Raw genomic sequence first — 20,939 nt, 5'->3', positions numbered from 1 at the left:
CCCCTGCTCCCCGGAGTCCCGGCCGTATCCGCCGTGTCCGCCACCGGCCCACGCGCCTGCCGTGGAGAGGCTTGCGGCTGTGGCAGCAGCCACCAACACGATGGTGACGCGACGGCGGCGAGTCCACTTCGAGGAATCCGTAACTGATCTACGAGTCATGATGTCGACCCAATCCAACTCTGGTGCGGGTCTAGGCGCGTCCCGCTGGGATGCGGGTCGCGCATCCGGACAAAATCGACGATACTCCGCACCTCCACGGGACGTGTAGGGGCTGTCGGAGCACCGGCGTGTAACGGCACCGCCCACAAGGGCCGCATCATGACGGCACATCCGCGCAGACCTACGGCGGTACCACAACCAGGCCGCCTGACCTGTCAACTCGTGCCCCGCTTCCCTCAGCGCACTCACGGGCACACGGACGGTAGTGGCTGTGTCGCCCCGGAGGCGCCCGGCCGCCGTCGCGACTGCCAAGACCTCAGGTGGTGCTGAGCACAGGCATCTTCATCGCGCCCGGAGAGTCCTCTTGGGGCGACCTCGGTGGAGTTCATGGCGACTCCAGATGCTTCCGTCGGTTGGCCAGGCGATCGGACGCCTCCTCTCACTGTCGGAAACGGTCCTTCTGTTAGTACCTACGATCCGAAGCGGGTCAGGGATTTATCGTTCGCAGGTGGTGCCGTCCCCGGGGGGAAGGGGTGATTGCGCAGGCCGCAGCACGGTGGGGGCGGTGCATTCCGGCTCGAAGCCGAAGAAGGGCGGCTGGTTCCCCACCACCCTCGCCCTGGGCCTCGGCGGGATAGGTGCCGCGATCACCCTGAGCCGCTGAGCTTGCCCCCGGGTGGTGTTTGAGGTGGTTGCGGTCAGGGGGCGGAGCGCAGCGGTTGTCCGCAGTGGAGGTTCCATCGCGCGGAGCGGCCGGTGAGCGCGGTCAGTGACAGCGGTTGCACGTCGAGCCGCCAGAAGACGGCCGGCGGCAGGTCGAGTGCGTACACGACCGCTGCACGTACGACGGCGGGTTCGACGACGGCGAGGACCCGGCCGCCCTCGGCCCCTTGCGCCTCCAGCCAGGTGCCGATCCGGTCGCTCAGCGCCGCTGTCGACTCGCCCCCCGTGTGGCGCGGCTGTCGGATCCGCCAGCCAGGCGGCCACGGCGCGGGATTGTGCCGTGGCCACCTCGTCCAGCGTCCGGCCCTGCCAGTTCCCCCACGTCCAGATCCCGCGCAGTTCGGCTGCCGGGAGGAGCGCGTCGAGTCCGAGGGCTCGGGCCGTCTCGCGGCAGCGCGGGGCTGGGGGCGCACAGGTAACGGTCGGCTGTGGGGAGTGAGTTCGCCGCGCCGCGTGCCTGCCGTAGTCCGGTGGGGTCCAGGGAGACGCCGTCGTCGAACCGCAGTTGCCGTATGGCCGGGTTCATCGCCGGGGATACGAGCGCTCGTGAATCACGTTTCCGTACGGGCGTTGCTCCTACGCGGCATGCTCGCCGGGCTCGGCGCCGGCCTTCTTGCTCTGGTCGTGCCCTATCTGGTGGGCGAGCCCCATGTGGACGCGGCCATCGCCTTCGAGTCGGCCCACAGCCACGACCACGGCGAGGAACTGGTCAGTCGCAGCTTGCAGTCCACGGCCGGGCTCGCCACCGGTGTGCTGGTCTACGGTGTGGCACTGGGCGGCATCGCCGCCCTGGCGTTCTGCGTGGCGCTGGGGCGCATCGGCCGCTACGGCCCCCGCGCAACGGCGCTCCTGGTCTCCATGGCCGCCTTGGGGGCCGTATACGTGGTGCAGTTCCTGAAGTACCCGGCCAACCCGCCGTCCGTGGGCGACCCGGGCACCAACGGAAAGCGCACCACGCTCTACTTCCTGATGATCGCGTTCAGCGTCCTGCTGAGCGTGGCCGCGGTCATCCTCGGCAGGCGCCTCGCGCCGAGGCTGGGCAACTGGTACGCCACCGTGGTGGCATCGGCGGCCTTCGTCGTCGTGGCCGGTCTGGCGTATGCGTTCCTGCCCGCGGTCAACGAGGTGCCCGAGGACTTCCCAGCCACCGTGCTGTGGCAGTTCCGCCTGGCCGCGCTGGCCATCCAGTGCACGCAGTGGGCCGCCTTCGGCCTGCTCTTCGGGCATCTGGCCGAGCGTGTCCTGGTCCCCACGGCTGCTGCGGAGCGGCAGTCCGGGATCGGAGCGAGTTCGCCGGCGTGAGGCGAACGGTGAACACGCTGTGGGCCCGTCGTGTGCAACGGCGGGCCCACAGCCGTCAGCGGAGCCGCGTCCTCCGAGCTGGAGGAAAATCGGCCGCGCCATGTGCCGCAGGAGACTGTGGGACGGTCCCTGTTTCCAAGTCTGTCCTGTTTCCAGGTCTGTCCTGCAGCCTGCGATCGACCGGTTTGATCGCCCGTCCGCCTGCCGGGTCACCGGCTCGCTGTCATGCCGCCGGCGCCGAGGCTCGCGCCGGCCGAGCCGGAACCGGCGGTAATGCCGCCAGTGCCCAGGCTCAGGCTGGTGGCACCCGAGCCGGCGGTGACGCCGCTGGACGACACGTTGACGTGCCCGGGAGTGAGGTTGCCGAGCGAGGACGGGGAGGTGAGGTTCGTCGAGGGCCGCGGCACATTGATCGAGACGCGGATCGGGTTGGTGCTGACCGAGACCTTCGCCGGGGCGAGCGGGATGGTCCCGCGGTCCGGTGCCTTGATCTTGAACACCTTGTGCGTTCTGTGGAATTCGTGCTCGAAGAATATTGCCTTGGCGAAGTAATCGTGATGCCTCCGGAAGTCGCAACGCAGGAATTTCTTGATGATGACGACCTTGCGGTCCTTCTTGATGATGACGACCTTGACGACCTTGACGTCCCTGCATTCGCGCGATTCCTTCACGACGATCACGATGACCTTCTGGTGCGGGTGACCGTAGGACGTGGTCGCGCTGGCGGGTACGGCAAGGGCGACGCCGGCGGTGCTGGCGATGGCGGTGGCCATGACGGTGGCGGCACCGCGCCGAAGTGCTGGCGCGTTCATTGGCAGCCTCCTGGAATGCGCCATATTGCAGATTTCGATACACCCTTACGTACGGTCCGCACCGGCCAGCGGATTGCCTGTCGCTTGTGGAGGGCCACGCTTTCGTTTTCGCTCGGTGTCACCACCCCATCCACGGGCCGCGTCGCCCGCGCACCGAGCCCGTGGGAACGGTCCTGGATCACCGCCCCGCCGTACCGCGGTGGCTACCGAACGCGCTCGGGCGGAGTGAGCGGCCGACTGAAGCGGCCGGCTTAGGCGTCTTCTCGGCGCCGTACCAGGTGATGAAGGCGTCGATGAACACCACTTCGGCGACCATGGACAGAATTCCGTACGACGGGTCCCGGCCTTCGCCCGGGGGGTTGCATGGCGCTTGGAGTGCATCAAGCGCACCTGGGCGGACGTGGGAGGGCGGGGAGGGCGATCCATACGACGGCGCCGCCGTCGGGATGGTTGTAGGCGCCGTACTCGCCGCCCGCGGCGCGTGTGATGGCGGCGGTGATGGCCAGTCCGAGGCCGGTGCCGGTGGTGGCGCGGGAGCGGTCGGCCTGGGTGAAGCGGTCGAAGGCGTGCGGGAGGAAGTCGGGCGGGAAGCCGGGGCCGTGGTCGCGGACCTCGATGCGGACCTGCTGGTGGTGGGCTTGCTTGTTGTGTGCCGGCTTGTCGTAGGGGCGGGCGGTGACTTCCACGGGGCCGTGGCCGTGCTGCTGGGCGTTGTGGATCAGGTTCGTCACCGCTCGCTCCAGGCGGTCGTGTGGGACGGCGGCGGTCAGTCCGACGGGGCAGCCGACGGTGATGACGTTGCTGGGGGAGCCGTTGCGCAGGCGGGCGGCGACGCGGTGCAGGAGCCGGGCCAGGTCGGGCACGGCCGCCGCGGCGGGGGTGGTGTCGCGGCGGTCGGTGCGGGCCAGGAGTAGGAGGTCCTCGGCGAGTTGGACGAGCCGTTCGGTCTCCTCGTGGGCGGAGAGGAGGGCGGCGCGTAGCTCGGTGGCGTCGCGGGGGTGGCGTAGGGCGAGTTCGATTTCGGTGCGCAGCAGGCTGAGTGGGGTGCGCAGTTCGTGGCTGGCGTCGGCGACGAAGAGCCGTTCGTGGTCGAGGGCGGTCCGGAGGCGGGTGAGCATGTCGTTGAGGGTGGTGGCGAGGCGGGCGATCTCGTCGCGGCTGGGCGGGACGTCGAGGCGGTGGCCGGGGGTGTCCTCGGTGACGGCGGCGGCCTGGGTGCGCATGCGTTCCACCGGGCGCAGGGCCGCGGCGGCCAGGAGGTAGGCGCCGATGGTGGCAAGGATGAAGACGATGGGTAGGGCGGTGAGCAGTTCGCGTAGCAGGTCGTCGAGGGCTTCCTGCTGGGCCTGGCGGGCGATGCCGGTGACGGGGCCGTATTCGCTCTGGGACTCGCGGAAGCGGCTGAGGGTGAGGTAGCCGGCGCCGGTCAGGACCAGGGCCATCACGGCGGCGAAGATCGCGGTGAGGCGGATGCGGAGCGGGATGCGGTTCATGACCTGTGGGTGGGGGTGCGTCCGCCGTCGCGACGGATCCGGTATCCGGCGCCGCGGACGGTCTCGACGGCCCGGGTGCCGTAGGGGCGGTCGATCTTGTCGCGCAGGGCCTTGATGTGGGCGTCGACCACGTTGGAGCCGGGACTGGTGCCCAGGTCCCAGCAGTGCTCGACGAGCATGGCGCGGGTCAGCACGGTGCCGGGCCGGTGCATCAGCGCCTCCAGGAGGGCGTACTCCTTGCCGGTCAGGGGGATCTCCTCGTCGCCGCGTCGCACCGTCCGGGTGGCCGGGTCCAGGGACAGGTCGCCGGCGGCGAGGATGGCCGGACGTTCGAACGGGCCACGGCGGATCAGCACTCTCAGTCGCGCGAAGAGTTCCTCCAGGCTGAACGGTTTGGTCAGGTAGTCGTCCGCTCCGCCGTCCAGGCCGCGCACCCGGTCGGCGACGGCGTCCTTGGCGGTGAGCATCAGCACGGGCAGCCAGGTGCCGCGTCTGCGCAGGGTCGCGCAGACCTCGAAGCCGTTCAGGCCGGGCAGCATCACGTCCAGCACCAGCGCGTCGTAGGTGGCCACGTCGGTGAGGGCGAGGGCCTGCGGGCCGTCGGCGGCCATATCGACGGCATAGCCCTCCTCGGTCAGGGCCCGGCGCAGCAGGTCCCGCATCTTGGGCTCGTCCTCGACCACCAGGATCCGCATCGCACCGTCCTCGTCCGCTGTTGCCGCGTACGTCGTGCCTTTCACGATCCTTGCCGCTGATGAAGGTGGCATGAAGGCATCCGAGCGGGTGGATCTTCATGCCAGCTTCATCCGCGGCGGCTTCTGTGGCCACACAGGCACCTTCGACTTCGACAACGATCTCGATGAGGAGTGGTCATGTCACCCCGTTCGCTCACCAAGCCGGCCGCAGGGACCACGGCCGCGCTTCTCCTGGTGACGGGCGCCGGCCTGCTGACCGGCTGCGGCACCCAGACGAGAAGCGACGGCGCCGGCGGTACGACCGCGGTCGCGGCGCAGGCCGCCTCCCGGAACCCCCACCTCCAGCAGCCCGTGCAGACCAAGGAGGCGGACTGGAAGCCGGTCGCCGACGCCCTCGGCCGCACCGGAACGCTGATGAAGGGCACCGTCTACCGCATCCCGCTGCCCCGCAAGGACCTCAAGGTCACCACCGAGGGCGTCACCGTCAAGCCGGGCCTGTCCCTGGGCGGTTACGCGACGTTCGCCAAGTACCCGCACGCGACCATGCTCATGGGCGACCTGGTCGTCACCGAGGACGAACTGCCCAAGGTCACCGATGCGTTGCAGGCCGCCGGCATCGAGCAGACCGCCCTGCACAAGCACCTGCTCCAGCAGTCCCCGGCGATCTGGTGGACGCACGTCCACGCCATGGGCGACCCGGTGAAACTCGCCAAGGGGCTGAAGTCCGCCCTCGCCGCGACTGGCATCCCGCCTGCTTCGCCGCCCCCGTCCACCCAGCCGCCGATCGCCCTGGACACCGCCGGCATCGACAAGGCACTCGGCCGCAAGGGCACCGCCGACGGCGGCATCTACAAGTTCACCGTCGCCCGCAAGAACACCATCAACGACGGGGAGCACGTGCTTCCGCCCGCCCTCGGCCTGACCACCGGCATCAACTTCCAGCCCCTCGGCGGCAACAAGGCCGCCATCAACGGCGACTTCGTCATGACCGCCCCCGAGGTACAGAAGGTCATCCAGGCGCTCCGCAACGGCAACATCGACATCGTCGAGCTCCACAACCACTCCCTGGACGAGCACCCACGCCTGTTCTACCTGCACTTCTGGGCCACCGCCGACGGAGTCACCCTGGCCAAGGCACTGCGCCCGGCCCTGGACGCAACCGCGCTGGCGCCCGCGTCATGATCGACTGGGGCCAGATCGGCTACGGCGCTGCGCTGTCGGCCGCCCTCGCCGCTTTCCTCCTCGCCCTACTCGTGCGAGGCCGCCGGCGCGCCGTCACCGTCACCGGCGCGCTCGCCGCAGCCGCCGGGCCGATCGCCTGGAACGCCATCCTGCACACCGCCCACGGCGAACACTTCTTCACCGACGCACCCGTGGCCGTCTTCCCGGTCAGCTGGCAGGACACCGGATCGGCAGTGTTCACCCTCGCCGCCGCAGCACTCGCCTACGGGCTCGGACCCCTCGCCACCCAGCCGACCCGCACCAGCATCCGTCACGCACTCCTGGCTGCCGCGGCGGCCCTGCTCGTCGACGTCTACCTGTACTGATCGCCTACCTGAACTGATCGCCTACCTGTACTGATCGTCAGGCGCCCTGGACGGGGCGGCGGACGGCCCTGTCTCCCGTCCCGGCGTCAGTACGTGACGATGTGCAGCAGCCAGCGCCTGCGGCAGCTCCGCGTGCGGCCGTCAGTCATGGGGTGGCAGATGGCCGATCTGGTGGTCTGCGACGTTCAGCGCCTCGTCGACCAGGCGGCGCAGATGCCCGTGCCGCAGGGCATACACCACCCGCCGGCCCTCCTTGCGGGTGGTCACCAGCGCCGCGAGCCGCAGTCGGGCCAGGTGCTGGCTGACCGAGGTCCGCGTCGCGTCGGTGGCCTCGGTCAAGGTCGTGACGTCGGCCTCGCCCGCGGCGAGCCGCCGTAGCAGGGCCAGGCGGGTGCGGTCGGCGAGCAACCCCAGCACCTCCGCGGCCACCGCGATGCGTTCGCCCTCGTCTGGCTCCTGCGAGGCATGCGCACCTGATAGATGCATGCGTGCATTCATGTGCACATAATGGTGGGGTCGCAGGGCCGACGTCCAGTCCACCCGCACCAGCCGTCCGTGAAAGGTGCACCGTGAGCGAGCAGTTCCACACCCACCAGCCACACACCCACGACCACCACGGCCATGGCGGTACCGGTGGTGACGGCCACCCGCATGGGGACGGCGATCACGCCCATCACCACCACGGCGATCAGAGCCACGACCACGACCACGACCACGAGGGCGGAGGCTGGGCGCGGCTGCGGCACCAGCTCGCGCACATGGTCACCCCGCACAGCCACGAGGCCATGGACAAGGTCGACTCCGCCATGGAGACCTCCCGCGAGGGCATGCGCACCCTCTGGCTGTCCCTGGGCATCCTCGGACTGACCACCGTGATCCAGGCCGCGATCGTCGCCGTATCCGGGTCGGTGGCGCTGCTGGGCGACACCATTCACAACGCCGCCGACGCCCTGACCGCCATACCCCTGGGCATCGCCTTCGTAGTGGGCCGGCGCGCGGCGAACCGCCGGTACACCTACGGCTACGGCCGGGCCGAGGACCTGGCGGGCATCGCCATCGTGCTCACGATCGCCGCCTCCTCCGCCCTGGCCGCCTACGAGGCGGTCGACCGACTGCTGAACCCGCGCGACGTCACCCACCTCTGGGCCGTCGCCCTCGCCGCGCTCACCGGGTTCGCGGGCAACGAATGGGTGGCTCGCTACCGCATCCGCACCGGCCGCAAGATCGGTTCCGCCGCCCTGGTCGCCGACGGCCTGCACGCCCGCACCGACGGCTTCACCTCTCTCGCCGTACTCCTCGGCGCCGGCGGCGCCGCGCTGGGATGGCGCTGGGCCGACCCGGTCGTCGGCCTGCTGATCACCCTCGCGATCCTGATGGTGCTCAAGGACGCGACCCGCGAGGTCTACCGCCGCCTGATGGACTCGGTCGATCCGAAGCTGGTCGACGCTGCGGAACAGGCCCTGCGCGATGTCGACGGCGTGCTGGACGTCGGCCAGGTCCGCATGCGGTGGATCGGTCACGCCCTGCGCGCGGAGGCGGACATCGTCGTCGACCCCCACCTCAGCGTGATCAACGCCCACCAACTTGCCGTCGCCGCCGAGCACTCCCTCATCCACGCCGTCCCGAGGCTGACCGCCGCCACCGTGCACACCGACCACACCGCCCACGGAGACGACCCGCACGCGCTGCTCGCCCACCACACCGCGGTGTGACACACAGACCGCCCGCACGACTGTGGCCGAGCGGATCCGGGCCGGGCGCGGGCGCGAACCGGCCATCTCCCTGGCAGGACGCCCGCATCTCCCCGGCAGCCCACGCCCCCTCGTCGGCCCCGTCCCCCGCTACCGCGCCGAGCAGCCCGGCGGTCGGGCGATGCCGATGACGGACGGCGACGCCGGGTGCTCGATGGTGAACCCGGCGTCGGTGATGGCCCGTTCGGTCTCCCGCGTCAGATGGCAACCGCATCCCAGCCGCCGCCACAGCGGGTCCAGCAGCCGCTGCAACCGGAAGAAACCGGAGCGGCTGGAACGGACATGCTCGTAAAAACGCAGCTCGCCGGTCGACTTGAGCACCCGCGCGACCTCGGACAGCGAAGCGGGAACATCGGCGATCGTGCACAGGACCAATGAAGCCACCACCACATCGGCGCTACCGTCCCCGCCGGGCAGCTCCTCCGCCCGGCCGGGAAGAACGGTAACGGGCATGGATACCGCCTCCGCGGCCCGCTCGGCCAGTGCACGCAGCCTGGGCTCCGGCTCCACCGCGATCACCTGCTCGACACCCGGGCCCGTAGTGCCGGAAGTTCGCGCCCGTGCCCGCGCCCACCTCCACCACCCGGCCCCGCACCCCCTCCAACAACTCCCGGCGGTGTTCGAGCGAACCATGCGCCTCCGCATGGGCGTTGATACGGGGATACAGGCGAGCGAACAGCGGATGCGAGACCGTCTTGGCCATGAACCTTCCCCTCGCAGCGGACGAGTCTGCAGATGGCTTCGGCGAGTGACCGCGCGCTACGGCTCCCGGCAGCAGGGACGGGGGCCAGGGCTGACGTCGCTGGCCGACTGGACGCGATGCCTGCCGGACACGGCCACAGCTGCTGCGTCAGCCGAAGACAAGTTCGCGGAAGGCTTGCGGACGTCAGTCAGGGGCTGGCGGTCCCGGGTGTAGTAGAGCTTGTTCGTCAGCAGCACGGCCCAGCGCCTTTGCCGGGGTGAGATCCACATGCCGGTGCCGGTGAAGCCGTAATGGACCCAGATGCCGGCGGCGGGGGAAGTGCCAGGGGCGGGATGCCAGAACAGGCCGCGTCCGGGCTCCAGTCCGCGGGTTTGAACGGTCAGCGATTCCGCGGTCCGGGCGGAGTCGAATTCCGCCCGCCCGGTGGCGGTGTCCAGCATGTAGCACAGGAAGACAGTGAGGCCGTCGAGAACGGTGAAGGCGCCGGCGATGCCGCACACCCCGCCCAGAATCCGGGCGGAGAAGTCGTGGGCGACGCCCTTGAGGTGGGTGTCGGTGTCCTGGTCCAGCTCGGTCGGTGCACATCGTGCCGCGATCTCGGTCGGCAGCGGCCCGAAGCGGGTGGAGTCCATGCCCAGCGGCTGCCAGGTCCGTTCCATGGCGAGATGGTCGAGGCGCTGTCCGGCACGAGGACCATGAGCACCAACCCGGCGAACCTATACGGTCATGGCAGTAGCGACGGCGCGAAGGTGTCTTCGCAACTGCATCGGAACCGACTCCAAGGCAAGGAGTGACGCAGGGCACAGAAAGCCGATCTCGCAATTCGAGATGACCACTGATCAGGTTGCTCGGGAGGGGCTTGCGGCTCCCAACTCGGTGCGTTAGTAGGCGCTTATGGCACGCGAACGGCACGCGGCGCGGCCCAAAAATGGTCTAGACAACGAACAAGCCCCAGGCCACTGACCTGGGGCTCACGCATGGAGCGGGTGACGGGAATCGAACCCGCGCTCTGAGCTTGGGAATCAACGGGGGCTGGCGCGGCCATATGGTCATTGACCTGGGGAAATGCCGTTGTTCTTGGGCGTCCGATGGTGTCCCGTTGCACCCCTCGTGACCGGTGTTGGCCGGGCTGGTGGGCACGGTTAGGGCACGGCGGTCCGTGGTGCGCGTTTCGCCGCTGCTCCGGCTGACGATTGATGGAGAAGCGTGGCCTTCGCGGCCCTGCCCTTGCAGCCGGATTGCGGATGCAAGGTGGTGTGGCCTAGTCGAAATGATCTCCGCGGTGATCGGGTCGCCTCAGAACTCGCTGCCCCGGGCGTCGGTCCGGCCGACGCCGCGCGGGTCCGTGACAAATCGCCGGCGGTGATCGAGACAGCTGCCGCCCGAGGTGGAGCTTCACTCGCGAGTCGTGTGGGGCCCCAGGGGGCGCTCGGCGCGCGCCCGAGTGGTGAACACGCTTCTATGCGCCCCGGGTACTTCGCTGTGGGAACGGCAGGGTATCCCCTCTTTACCCGGGCCAAGCGGGAAGGGAAGGGGCAAGATCGCTGAACAGGGCCCCTGACCTGCGACGGAGGCCGTTTCAGGGCGTTGCCCGTGTTGCGGCGCTTATGGGGGCCGCACTCCCCAGCGGCTCCCCAAACTCCCCAGATGCTCCCCGGGGAACGCGCTGAAACGGCCGCCGTTCACCGCCCGGAACCGGGCCGGAACGGCGGGCAGCTTCGATGCATCAGAACAGCATGAGCCAAGCCGGCAAAGCTGGAGGTGGTAAGGCCCAAGCGCTTTACGAAGGGTCGGGTTACGTCGTCATCGGCGAGTAGCTGCCGCTCTCGCCGGGCGCGCCACAGCTAGCCTGCATGGGAAGGCTGGCTGCCATCCCTTGGTAAGGCCGACGACGCGGGCGACCCATCGTTCTCTTAGCCGCACCGGCAGCAACGTCGGCGCGATGCCGTCATGCCGCCCGCTTTACCTGCGTGTACCGACGCTCAGAACCTGCTCACCCAGTGCGCCATGATCCCGGTGCGTCCGTGGTCGTCGCTGACGATGTCGCCCCGGCCGTTCTGCCCGATGCAGTACGCGTGGAGGGTCAGGACCTCACCGCCGTCGAAGGCGTGCATGAACGTCTGCCCGACGGTGGTCTGGAAGGACACATCGTGTTCCTCATGCCCAGCGGCGATAGGGGAACTATTCAGTGCTTCACTGCCGGGGATAGGACCGGCTGCGCCGTTTGCGAACAATGCTGTTGTGACCGACATCGACTGCCGCCCGGGCGCCTGGATCCGTGAGCGGGCGCGATAGGAGATCTCCCATACGCCGGCGGTGGAGGGGATCGTGAGTGCCGGGACGTCGGAGACCTCCTGGTACTGGCCGTCGCGGCCTTTGACCTCGAAGTTGAAGGAGAGCGGGCCGGTCTGGATCCAGAGGCCCTGCGGGGAAACCATTACGGGGAATGACATGCCCGTCACGTTAACAATGTGAATAAAAGGGACCAAAGCGGCGCGCTGATGGCCTCCGAGCGGTCTGGCCGCGACTCCCAGCGCCGCGCGTGGCCACGATGCGGGAGTGCGCCGGCAACCACCTCCAGCCGCTGCTGTGCCGGCCGGTGGACGACGAGCGGCTGTGTGCGGTGTGCCGCAGCGAGCAAGCCGAGGCTGCCGCTGCCGGTGATGGGCCCACCCCCGTGGGAGCGGGGAAGGCGCTGTTCGCCGCTGCCCGCGTCGCAATGCGGCCATCGCGATTCAGCGACGCCAGGTAATCCAACTGGCGTGTGGAAATACGCCTGTTAGGCACAGTGCGTCGGCCTGATGCCCTCTACAGCCGGGGGGCTCGCGCAAGTACCCTGGCTTGCTCACGCGGTGGGGATACGGGACCTCGGGGGCTTACCCAGTGGCCGGGAACAGACTGACGCTCGGGAAATTGATCGCCAAGGGCCGCCGACGCAAGGGGTGGCCGCAGCGGGACTTAGCCGCGATGATCGACAAATCAGAAAGCTGGGTGTCCCAGGTCGAGCGGGATGTGATCCCGGTCAACAGCCTGGAGACGCTGCGCCGCATCTCCGAAGACTTGGACATTCCACTGCCCCAACTCCTCGCTACCGCTCCGCCTTCCGAGCAACCGCCGATATCAACTCGTCGCCGATCTGCCTCCGCTAGGGTTGGCCGCAATCTTGGTCCAGAGGAGGCTGACGACCCAGTGCGACGCCGTGAACTTCTGGCCGCTGCGGCGGTGGTTTTCGCTTCTCCCCTGACCAGCGCTACCCCGGCCGAGGCCAGCACGCTCGCACCGCTGGAAGACCTCCTCCTCTACGGCACGGCCCGCGTGCCCGAGGGCAGCGACGTGTCACCGGCCGGCGTCGCTGCTGCCGTGAAGGAATCCCGTGCGCACTTCCGGGCCGCCCGTTACGACGTCCTGGCCCGATCCCTGCCCGGCCAGGTCGCCCAAGCCCAGGCCCTCCGGCCCGCGGAGTCGTCGGCCACGGCAGTCGCCGACCTCTACAACATCGCCGCCCGCCTGTGCATCAAACTCGGCGAGGACGGACTCGTGGCGATCACCGCGGACCGCGCGCTGAACTCCGCGCGCATGGGCGGGGATGCGTTGACGATCGCCGAGGCCCACCGGATGGTCTCCAGTGCCTGGCGGCGCCAGGGTCACCTCGCACGCGCAACCGACATCGCCGTGCGCGCGGCGCAGGACGTGCAGGCCGCGAGCAGCACCCCGGAACCCACGCGGCTGGCCGCGGGGAGTTCGCTACTGGCGACCGCCGCGTACACGGCGGCGAAGATGGGAGACCGGCAGACCGCGAACGCACTGATCGGGGAAGCGGACGCGACCGCCAAAGCCGGCCGGACGACCGCCGACGCCCGCACCGACACCGGGTCCAGCAGGTGCTGCTGCATCAGCTCTCGGTCCATTACCTGCTCGGGGATGCCGGGCAGGCGATCGACCTGGCCAAGACCATCGACCCCGGCGCCTTGCCGACGGCGGAGCGGCAGGGGCGGTTCTTCATCGATGCGGCCCGCTGCTTCGACCAGTGGGGCAAGCCCGAGCAGTGCTACCGGGCCCTGCTGGCGGCCGAGCGAGCCGCGCCACAGGAGATCCGGCGCGGTGCGGTCAAGGGCCTCGCCGGCGGCCTGCTCCGCCACGACCGGAGCCTTTCGGGCGTGCGAGCCTTCGCCGGCCGCGCTGGCGTCCCCGGCAACTGAACTGACCCGCAAGGGGTTTGCGACCTCGCAAACCGTTTGCGGATCTGCCTCTCCTCGCGGCGGTTGACTCTTCTCAGCCGCCAGGGGCCGCGCACGGCCGGCCTCTCCTCGCCCCAGGCGGCGGTGATGACCACCACCGTCTTCGAGAAGTCGCACCATGGTTACCACTCGCACCGCCCCGCCCCCGACCGCCGTGGGCAGCGGCAGCGACCAGCTCCAGGCCGACATCGCCGCCGCTTTGCGCTCTCGGACCACGCTGCCGCCGTATGACGAAGTCCTCGAGCTGATCGACACGCTCAAGGGGCACCTCGCCCCGCTGGTCGAGCAGGCCAAAGAGCACGTCAACGAACAGCCCCGCTCGGGTAGCGGCGCTTGGCGCCAGGCCATTGCCGGCGCCGAGTTCCAGCTCCGGGCCGGCCCCGGCAACGGGCTGGTCTCGGCGACCCACCGCCTCCAGGGCCTGGCCCGGTGCGTGCTGCATTTCGACCGGCGCCTGAACCGCAAGACCGCGGACGACCGGTGAGGGGTCGCCACCGCGGCAGCGACCCGCGGCTGGACGTGTGGTTGGAGCGGCTGTGGCTGCTGGGCACCACCGTCGGCCTGACCCTCCTGGCGGCGTTGGTCGTCCAACACGACGGCGCCCACGCCTTGGCCGCCCCGATCTCCGTTCCCGACACCGACCCGGTGCCGTAGGCGCCCACAACGACTTCCCGCCGAAACCTCGGCGGGAGAACCGAAGAGAGAAGGGAGTACGAGATGGACAAGCTGATCGTCTCGAAGCACGCGGTGAAGGCCGCCCGTACCCAGGACCGCCTGAGTGACGGGGGCGGCACCGGCAAGGGCGACGGCAACGACTGATCGGGGCCGTAGAAGATGACCGCCATCACCGCGGCGGTCCGGAGCCTCGGCGGGGACTTCCCCGCCGAGGCGTTCGGCCGCACGTACCGCCTATGGCCCCAAGTCGCCGACTTCTCCGAGCTGTTCACCTGGGACGACCTCAACGAGATCATCGCACGGCACCGTCTCGAACCCCCGCGGCTGCGGTTGTTCAACGACGGCACCCAGGTCCCCCAGCACGCCTACACCCACTCCGTGGTCTCCAAGCGCCACGCCGTCTGGCACCGCATCGAGCCGGGCAACCTCCACCGCCAGCTCGACGAGGGCGCCTCCCTAGATGAATGAGTCCGATGTTCTCAGTGGTCGAAGGCGGTCAGGGATCGTTTGATCTTGGCGCCGGTGGTCCAGTTGTGCCAGACACCTGCTGCGAGTGCGAGGAGTCGTTGGCCGGTGCGGGCGAACACTCCAGGCAGGGTTCTGCCTCCGTGTTGTTCCAGGCTGAGCTGGCCTTTGAGTGTGGCGAACACGGCCTCGATCCATTGGCGGACACGGGCGAGACGGCCGTGTCGCACGGGCTCGTCCTTCCGGTCCGGACGCACCAGATGGACGCCCAGGCTCTCGGTCAGGAACGCCTCGAACTCCCTTCCGGCGAAGCCCTTGTCGGCGAGGATCACTTGGCCGGAGCGTACGAGGTGGTGGTCGCGTTCCAGCAGTGCGGTCATCACCTCCCGTTCGCCGATCTTGGGATGGGCCAGGCACCAGGAGATGGGCATGCCTTCCGCGGTGGTCAGCAGGTAGAGCCGAAAGCCCCAGAAGAAGCGGGAATGGCTGGGGCAGTATCCGTATCCGGCGTGCCCTGCCAGTTCGGAGCGTTTGACTGTCTGGCGGGAGGCGGCGCACGGCAGTGGGGTGGAGTCGACCAGGCGCAGGTTGTCGTGCCAGGTGGGCACCTGCTGGGCCAGTGCCTGGAGCACGGCCGAGATCAGTGGGCCGGCGGCGTTCAGGCGCTTGTTGTAGGCGGATTGCTGGGGCAGGTAGCGGAAGAGGTGTCGTAGGCGGGCGTGCGCGAAGCGGATCCAGTGACGGGTAGAGGGAAAGCCGAGCAGGACCTGGGCGACGGCCAGGCACAGCAGTTCGGCGTCTGTCAGTTTCGGGGGTCGCCCGATCCGGCGACGAGGGGCCACATGGTCGTCGATGAACACGTAGAGTGCCGCCAGAAGGGCGTCTAGGTTTGTCGTCACACACGAGCCAACGGGCGCCCTTCGCCATGGTCGCGGCCAGCACAAACATCGGACTCATTCATCTAGTCCTGGATGCCGTCGATGCCCTGCACCGCGGGGTGGAGCGCTTCGCCGAAGCCCTCGAACGGCACCTCCGTACCGACGTACAGGTCAACCTCTACGCGTCATGGACCTCGAAGGAGGGATTCGGCCTTCACTTCGACGACCACGATGTGGTGGTCCTCCAACTCGAAGGCGCCAAGCGGTGGAAGATCCACGAACCCACCCGCATCGACCCACTCCGGATCGACGTCGAGGCACCCGAGCCACCCCACGGCGAACCAGTGGCGGAGATCGTCCTGCGTGCGGGCGACATGCTCTACCTGCCCCGCGGCTGGTGGCACGCCGTTGCCGCTACCGAAGGCCGCTCCCTGCACCTGACCTGCGGCCTGAAACCCACCACCGGGGCCGACCTGCTTTCCTGGGTGACGGACCAGATGCGGGCATCGGCAATCGTCCGCGCCAACCTCCCTCACCTTGCCTCCCGAGAGGAACAGGTGGCCCGCCTGGTGGCGCTCCTGAAGGAATTCACCGCAGCCCTGCACGACGGGGTGATCGAGGAGTTCCTCCGCGCACGGGGAGCGCTGGACCCGGGCCGGCCGATGCCTTCCCTGCCATTCGTCGGCGGCATCCCCGCCGATGAATACCTCCACGTCCGCCTCACCGCCTCCGGCGCGTGGTACGAGGTGGACGGCGAGGGTCGAGTGGTCATGAACGCAGGCGGTCAGCAGTGGACGTTCGCCACCCCGGCCCTACCCGTGGTCAAACGCCTCACTGCGGGAAGGACCGCATCCATAGGCGAGTTGGCGGTAGCCTCATCGCTTCCCGTCGGCCAGGTCGCCGCTCTGGTTACCGAGTTGGTGTCGGCCGACGTCGCCGCCGTCAGCCGTAGAAGGTAGCCGATGTTCACTGCCCCTGAGCCAGTTGTCAGGGACCGTATGATTTCCGCCCGCGGTCACGCGTGCGCCCTGCTGGGCGTCGTCGACGCCGCGGGCGGAACCGTGTGGGGATATGCCGGCCGGACACTGTCCGGGGCCATCATGGCCCCGGACGGCCCCGCCTGGCTGCGGCTGGTCAGCGAACCCGCCGGCAAATCAGGCGGGAAGCTGTGGGAAGGCCCCAAGGAGGCGGGACAGTCCGTGCCGCCCACCGTGCCCCGACCACGGCTGACCGGCTTGAGGGACTGGTCAGCCGACGGCTGGGACTACCGGGCCGAGCAGTACCAACTTGTCACCGCACCATCGGTATCCCCAAGCCCAGTCGCTCGTCATGGCGTTGGCCTGCCAGACGCCTGGTGGCACAACCTCCGCCAGGCCCTGGGCTGCCTCGCGCTCGTCGAAACCAGTCGGCAGGCAGTGCGCGAGCAGTACATCCGCCGCCGCGTTCCGGAATTCACCGGCTTCACCCCTGGCGAGATCACCTGGACCACCGCCCATGGCGACCTCCACTGGGCCAACCTCTCCGGCCCGGAGCTGACCCTGTTGGACTGGGAGGGCTGGGGCACCGCCCCGGTCGGCTACGACGCCGCAAACCTCTACCTTCACTCCCTCCCCGTACCCGACCTGGCAGAGAGAGTCCGCAAGGAGTTCGCCCACGTCCTGGACACCCCCGCCGGCCGGGTCGGCGAGTTGACTGCCTGCACCGAAATCCTTCAGGCAGCTGCCCGAGTACCGTTCTATGCCGATCTGTCCGATGGTGTACGACAGCATCTCGAACACCTTCGCGCCACCCCAGCCGGCGGGCCAGCTTCAGCCACCTGCTGCACCGCGGCCGGTCAGTTCCTTCCGTGCCCGGCGCGGTACTCAAGCGGATCTTCCGCCGTGACGATCCCGACCAGGTGCTCGTACTCCGCGTAGTCCTCGTCGGTCATGATGGCGACGCCGGGTGAGCAGTTCGGGGGCGCGTCGGCAGGTGGCGCTCGGGGCGTTGCGTGCATGTGTGTTGGTCGAGGAGGCATGGGTTGTGAGGGCGTGATTACCGCGACCGGTGTGGACGGGATGGCGGCGTTGTGTGCGCGGGGATGGTCTCTGCGGTAGACCGCGCGAAGGGCTGGGTGCGGCTGAGGTGGGGGCTGCGGGCTTGTGCGGCCCGCGCCTTGGGACTGGGGGCGTTTCGGTGACCGAGGCGTTGGATGCGCCAGGTGAGGGTCTTGGCGGGTGACTTCGCGTCGGCCAGCGGGCGCTGTTCTGCTGCGCGTTGGAGGAGTTCGCCGGGATCGTGGCCAGTGGCCTCGGCTGCGGCGAGGGTGGCGGCCAGGGCGTCCCAGGCGGGTTCGGTGAGGATCTGCTCGGCATAGGCCGGGACCGCCTCACGTACGTCCTGGGCGTATCGCTGGACGGTGGCGGCGGGGGGCGTGCGGGCGGCGAGAGCGGCCAGCGGTTCGGCGGCGGCCTGGTCGTAGGCGGCCTGGAGATGGACCAGGGTCTGGCGGGCGGCGGCCACCTGTTGGTCGTGATGCCGGAGCTGGTGCCAGCGGGTGGCGGCGATGACGACGAGGACCGCGGCGTCGAGGAACATCGCCAGCAGGGCGCTGTCCCTGGGTGCCGGCTCGCGGACCATGGCACGGACGGCGCCGCGCAAAGCGCGGGCATGCTGGTGCTCGGCCTGGATGCGGGAGCGGGTGGCGCGCTCGAACGCCTCTGCTGCCTGACGGAGTTGGGGACGAAGATCCTGGGGTGCGAGGAGGGGGAGGGCGTCGAGGGTTTCGCCGAAGGCGGCCAGGTGGGCCTGGGCGGCTGCGTCGTCACCGTGCCCAAGGCGATGGGGGATCCGTTCCGTGGCAGCGGTGGCTTGGTGCCACGGATTCGCCCGGCGATGGCCCGCCCGGTCGGGGGGCTGGGGTTCAGTGGCTTCGAGGCGCTTTCGGATCTTGGGGAAGGACAGGTCGGGGGAGAGTTCGGAGCCGGAGTACCAGATGGGCTCCTTCTTGCCGTTGGCGTCGCCTTCAAGGGCGACGGTGTAGCCGCGCACGTCGCCGGAGGGGAAGTGCTTGACGTCGACGAGGACACCGTCGGTGTGCTCCAGCAGACGTACGAACTCCTCGGTGCTGGTGGCGGCAGCCACGGCGGTGCGGACGGTGGTGCGCAGGCGTTCACGGGCCGTGTGCTGCTGGCCGGCGCGGCGGGCCTTTTCCTGTTCGGCGCGGGTGGGGCGCTTGGCTGCAGTGCGGTCGCCGCGTACGACCTGGAACAGTCCGTACTCCTTCTCGATGGCGGCGAGTTCTTTGTCGGCGGTCAGGTAGTCGTTCCAGTGCCGTGCGGTGCCCAGGTCGCCGCGGACTTTGGTGGCGGCGATGTGGATGTGGTCCGGTGCGTGGCGTACGGCGACCCAGCGGCAGCCGTCCGGGTCGCCTTCGGGCGCGATGCCGGTGGCCGCGACGACGCGGCGAGCGATGGCAGCCCACTCTTCGTCGCTGAGGGTGCGGTCGGTCTTGGCGGCACGGAGCGAGCAGTGCCACACGTGCTTCTCGGGGGCGCGGCCGAGCCGCCGGGCTTGCTTGACGTGCAGGTCGAGGTCGGCCACGAGGAGCCTCTTGGTGGCGTCGAAGTCGTCGGCGCGTCCGGGGTCGGGGGCGAAGCCGTCCCAGGAGGCGACCAGGTGAGGGTCGGTGTGGTCCTTGGCCTTCTTCGTGTCGAACAGGTACCGGATGAGGCCCGCCGTGTCTTTGCCACCACTGATCTTCGCGATCACCGGGACCCCTTCCTGGCCACGGCCTCGTTCGCAGCTGCCGCGATGTGGCCGACCGTGGTGCTGACCGCGGCCAGGGTGCGCTCGGTCTGAGCCAGGGTGGCGGTATCCCCAGGGTGTGGATCGCCGCCGGAGTTGAGCTTCTTGGCGATCTGGTTGACGTTGTGGCCGATCATGGCGACCTGCCGGCGCAGGGCATTGAGCTCGTCGATGTAGTCGTCGAGCTGGGTGCGCTGGCCGGGCAGAGTGAGATCGCCGTCGATGTACGCCATGACTGCTGCCCCGACGAGGTAGGCGCCACTGACGTTCAGCGACCGGGCCTTGCCGAGGATCTTGTTCTTTTCGGCAACGCTGTAGCGCGCGTCGACACGCTGTTTCCGCTGTCCGTTCGGATCGCGCTGACGGCGGCGGGCGACACGATGAAGAGCTGCGGCGTCGGCGGCACGCGGCAGCGGCACAGCAGCGGCGGTGTCGACGTCGGCGGGCTGTTCCCCTTCGGGCACCCCCTGGTGCCCGAGTCCCTCCGCCACCCCCGGGGCGGAGGCACCCCCGTTGGCCCGGCCCTTGGACGGTCCAGCGGGATACCTTGCTGCGCTGTTAGGGGTGGTGGTCATCTCCTGCTGCCTGGTGGGGAGTTCGTCGTACGGGTCGTGCATGGGTTGGGTCTCCGTGGGGTGTTGGTGTCGCGGCCACGCTGTGCGCGTTCCCCGTGTCCCGGCGCTGGTCTGCGCGGGGACACGGGGCGAGCCGGGAGGGTGGGGCGATCGGTTGGATCGCGGGATCAGGTGGCGCCGACGGGAGCTGCGTCCATCTCGCCCTGCCGCTGAGAGGCGGCCCCGTCGAGTTCGGCTTGAAGGATGTCCTTGATCTTGTCCGCTTCCTTCCTGCCGATGGTGAGGCCCTTGCTGCGGAAGGTGTCTTCGATGTGGCGGCGCGAGGCGCGGCCGTTGCGTCCCAGCGGTGCGGTCCGCGCGATGGCGAGCCGTTCGGCGGGGGTTTCGCTGTCCTCGTGGCCTTGTGGCTCGGTGGGGGGCGGCGGGGCCCTAGCCACATCGGTGGTGTCCGAAGCCGTGTCAGCGGGATCGTCAGCCACATCGGGAACAGTTGGCTCCTGTGCGCCGTGGCCCTTGTCGGCGAGGGCCACGGGCGCGGCGGTGTCGATGCTGTTGTGGCTGCGGCTGGCGACGTCGTGGCGTTCGGCGGCGTCGCCCTCCTGTGGGCGAGGAGTGGGGTGCCGGCGGATGACGATGTAGAGGTGGACTGCGCCCGCGAGGGCGAGTGGGGCGATGGCGGACAGGGCGCCGACGGTCAGGTCGCCGAGCCGGAGGCCGTCATCTTGGTGGCTCTGCTCGTTGAGGCGTACGGCGTGCAGGGCGTTGGCCCAGATGCTCGTCACGGTGGCCAGCCCGACGAGGGCCCACACGTATAGGCGGGAGCGCAGTGGGGCGGTGCGGAGCATGAGCAGGGCGCCGACGCCGATGGCGATGAACCCGTCGATCACGAGGGGGAAGGCGTAGGTGAGCAGTCCGCGGATGTGGATGGCGGCGGCCATCTGCCGCAGGGCGGCGTAGGAGAGGGCGAAGGCGAACGCGGCGAGCAGGGCGATGCCGGCGCGGATCGCGCGGGTGCCCCGTATGGCGGTTGGGGTTTCGGGCATGTGGGTGGTGCTCCTGAGGTGGTGGTGCGGGAGGGGAGAGGTGGGGCGTTCACGGCGTTCACGAGGGGGGCGTACACGCGAGCCCCCTTCTAAA

22 protein-coding genes and 2 pseudogenes are annotated in these 20,939 nt (G+C 69.4%); 10 read left to right on the top strand and 14 right to left on the bottom strand.

Annotated features, from left to right (window positions below; genetic code table 11):
• Positions 1-857: 857 nt before the first annotated feature.
• Positions 858-1,408 (bottom strand): annotated as a pseudogene (locus tag RZ84_RS17500) (histidine phosphatase family protein).
• Positions 1,409-1,428: 20 nt separating this feature from the next.
• On the opposite strand from RZ84_RS17500, the gene RZ84_RS17495 reads away from it, so the two are divergent.
• Positions 1,429-2,184: a CbtA family protein gene (locus RZ84_RS17495; RefSeq protein WP_043265091.1), complete on the top strand. Its 756-nt coding sequence runs from the start codon at positions 1,429-1,431 to the stop codon at positions 2,182-2,184.
• A 209-nt stretch (positions 2,185-2,393) separates the two neighbouring features.
• Here RZ84_RS17495 and RZ84_RS17490 read toward each other — a convergent pair whose 3' ends face one another.
• The 4 genes from RZ84_RS17490 to RZ84_RS17480 form a co-directional block, all read right to left on the bottom strand.
• Positions 2,394-2,957 carry a hypothetical protein gene (locus RZ84_RS17490; RefSeq protein ID WP_157878847.1) on the bottom strand — a complete coding sequence of 188 codons (564 nt, stop codon included), beginning with the start codon at positions 2,955-2,957 and terminating at the stop codon, positions 2,394-2,396.
• A 217-nt stretch (positions 2,958-3,174) separates the two neighbouring features.
• Entirely contained in the window at positions 3,175-3,312 is a 138-nt protein-coding gene (locus tag RZ84_RS39025) for a hypothetical protein (protein ID WP_157878846.1), read from the bottom strand.
• Between the two features lie 64 nt (positions 3,313-3,376).
• Complete coding sequence (locus RZ84_RS42320; RefSeq protein WP_052229985.1) at positions 3,377-4,489, bottom strand: sensor histidine kinase; 1,113 nt, start codon at positions 4,487-4,489, stop codon at positions 3,377-3,379.
• Positions 4,486-5,229 carry a response regulator transcription factor gene (locus RZ84_RS17480; protein WP_347232766.1) on the bottom strand — a complete coding sequence of 248 codons (744 nt, stop codon included), beginning with the start codon at positions 5,227-5,229 and terminating at the stop codon, positions 4,486-4,488. The genes RZ84_RS42320 and RZ84_RS17480 overlap by 4 nt, the downstream gene beginning before the upstream one ends.
• 132 nt (positions 5,230-5,361) lie before the next feature.
• On the opposite strand from RZ84_RS17480, the gene RZ84_RS17475 reads away from it, so the two are divergent.
• Together RZ84_RS17475 and RZ84_RS17470 are read left to right on the top strand one after the other, a co-directional pair.
• Entirely contained in the window at positions 5,362-6,366 is a 1,005-nt protein-coding gene (locus tag RZ84_RS17475; RefSeq protein ID WP_043265088.1) for a DUF1259 domain-containing protein, read from the top strand.
• A complete protein-coding gene (locus RZ84_RS17470; protein WP_043265087.1) occupies positions 6,363-6,731 on the top strand; it encodes a hypothetical protein in 369 nt (122 codons plus the stop codon). Before RZ84_RS17475 ends, RZ84_RS17470 begins: the two co-directional genes overlap by 4 nt.
• Positions 6,732-6,872: 141 nt before the next feature.
• On the opposite strand, the gene RZ84_RS17465 is transcribed toward RZ84_RS17470, so the two are convergent.
• On the bottom strand, positions 6,873-7,229 hold the full coding sequence (locus RZ84_RS17465) for an ArsR/SmtB family transcription factor (protein ID WP_043265086.1): 357 nt from the start codon (positions 7,227-7,229) through the stop codon (positions 6,873-6,875).
• 71 nt (positions 7,230-7,300) lie between these two features.
• Between RZ84_RS17465 and RZ84_RS17460 the strand changes: the two genes are divergently transcribed.
• Positions 7,301-8,443 carry a cation diffusion facilitator family transporter gene (locus RZ84_RS17460; protein ID WP_241777744.1) on the top strand — a complete coding sequence of 381 codons (1,143 nt, stop codon included), beginning with the start codon at positions 7,301-7,303 and terminating at the stop codon, positions 8,441-8,443.
• Positions 8,444-8,572: 129 nt separating this feature from the next.
• On the opposite strand, the gene RZ84_RS17455 is transcribed toward RZ84_RS17460, so the two are convergent.
• From RZ84_RS17455 to RZ84_RS41260, 4 genes and pseudogenes are all read right to left on the bottom strand, one after another.
• A complete protein-coding gene (locus RZ84_RS17455; RefSeq protein ID WP_241777743.1) occupies positions 8,573-9,115 on the bottom strand; it encodes a class I SAM-dependent methyltransferase in 543 nt (180 codons plus the stop codon).
• Positions 9,116-9,241: 126 nt separating this feature from the next.
• A pseudogene (locus RZ84_RS17450) lies at positions 9,242-9,871 on the bottom strand (serine hydrolase domain-containing protein); the annotation flags it as partial.
• Between the two features lie 1,296 nt (positions 9,872-11,167).
• Positions 11,168-11,638: a hypothetical protein gene (locus RZ84_RS17445; protein WP_043265085.1), complete on the bottom strand. Its 471-nt coding sequence runs from the start codon at positions 11,636-11,638 to the stop codon at positions 11,168-11,170.
• Between the two features lie 1,191 nt (positions 11,639-12,829).
• Entirely contained in the window at positions 12,830-13,078 is a 249-nt protein-coding gene (locus tag RZ84_RS41260) for a hypothetical protein (protein WP_052229983.1), read from the bottom strand.
• On the opposite strand from RZ84_RS41260, the gene RZ84_RS41255 reads away from it, so the two are divergent.
• The 4 genes from RZ84_RS41255 (at position 13,067) to RZ84_RS17425 (ending at position 14,566) form a co-directional block, all read left to right on the top strand.
• Entirely contained in the window at positions 13,067-13,384 is a 318-nt protein-coding gene (locus RZ84_RS41255) for a hypothetical protein (RefSeq protein ID WP_052229982.1), read from the top strand. The two genes, RZ84_RS41260 and RZ84_RS41255, sit on opposite strands and share 12 nt — an antisense overlap.
• Positions 13,385-13,541: 157 nt before the next feature.
• On the top strand, positions 13,542-13,907 hold the full coding sequence (locus tag RZ84_RS17430; protein ID WP_043265083.1) for a DUF6415 family natural product biosynthesis protein: 366 nt from the start codon (positions 13,542-13,544) through the stop codon (positions 13,905-13,907).
• Positions 13,904-14,077 (top strand): hypothetical protein, encoded by a 174-nt coding sequence (locus tag RZ84_RS39020; RefSeq protein WP_157878845.1) that lies wholly within the window; start codon positions 13,904-13,906, stop codon positions 14,075-14,077. Before RZ84_RS17430 ends, RZ84_RS39020 begins: the two co-directional genes overlap by 4 nt.
• 180 nt (positions 14,078-14,257) lie before the next feature.
• Positions 14,258-14,566, top strand: a complete 309-nt coding sequence (locus RZ84_RS17425; protein WP_043265082.1) for a hypothetical protein — start codon at positions 14,258-14,260, stop codon at positions 14,564-14,566.
• A gap of 11 nt (positions 14,567-14,577) precedes the next feature.
• Here RZ84_RS17425 and RZ84_RS17420 read toward each other — a convergent pair whose 3' ends face one another.
• Positions 14,578-15,462, bottom strand: a complete 885-nt coding sequence (locus tag RZ84_RS17420; RefSeq protein WP_043262718.1) for an IS982 family transposase — start codon at positions 15,460-15,462, stop codon at positions 14,578-14,580.
• On the opposite strand from RZ84_RS17420, the gene RZ84_RS17415 reads away from it, so the two are divergent.
• Positions 15,453-16,400 carry a cupin domain-containing protein gene (locus tag RZ84_RS17415; RefSeq protein ID WP_241777742.1) on the top strand — a complete coding sequence of 316 codons (948 nt, stop codon included), beginning with the start codon at positions 15,453-15,455 and terminating at the stop codon, positions 16,398-16,400. The two genes, RZ84_RS17420 and RZ84_RS17415, sit on opposite strands and share 10 nt — an antisense overlap.
• 39 nt (positions 16,401-16,439) lie before the next feature.
• Entirely contained in the window at positions 16,440-17,357 is a 918-nt protein-coding gene (locus RZ84_RS17410) for a hypothetical protein (protein WP_198539997.1), read from the top strand.
• 118 nt (positions 17,358-17,475) lie between these two features.
• Here RZ84_RS17410 and RZ84_RS17405 read toward each other — a convergent pair whose 3' ends face one another.
• From RZ84_RS17405 to RZ84_RS17395, 3 genes are all read right to left on the bottom strand, one after another.
• Positions 17,476-19,191 carry a relaxase/mobilization nuclease domain-containing protein gene (locus RZ84_RS17405; protein WP_043265081.1) on the bottom strand — a complete coding sequence of 572 codons (1,716 nt, stop codon included), beginning with the start codon at positions 19,189-19,191 and terminating at the stop codon, positions 17,476-17,478.
• The gene (locus RZ84_RS17400) at positions 19,188-19,844 is read right to left on the bottom strand and encodes a MobC family plasmid mobilization relaxosome protein (RefSeq protein ID WP_043265080.1); all 657 of its coding nucleotides are present in this window, start codon (positions 19,842-19,844) and stop codon (positions 19,188-19,190) included. The genes RZ84_RS17405 and RZ84_RS17400 overlap by 4 nt, the downstream gene beginning before the upstream one ends.
• Before the next feature lie 125 nt (positions 19,845-19,969).
• A complete protein-coding gene (locus tag RZ84_RS17395; protein ID WP_043265079.1) occupies positions 19,970-20,845 on the bottom strand; it encodes a DUF2637 domain-containing protein in 876 nt (291 codons plus the stop codon).
• Positions 20,846-20,939: the final 94 nt, after the last annotated feature.

It is taken from the genome of Streptomyces sp. CT34, from assembly GCF_000805335.1.
Lineage (GTDB): Bacteria > Actinomycetota > Actinomycetes > Streptomycetales > Streptomycetaceae > Streptomyces.
This window is presented reverse-complemented; position numbering and strand designations above follow the sequence as displayed.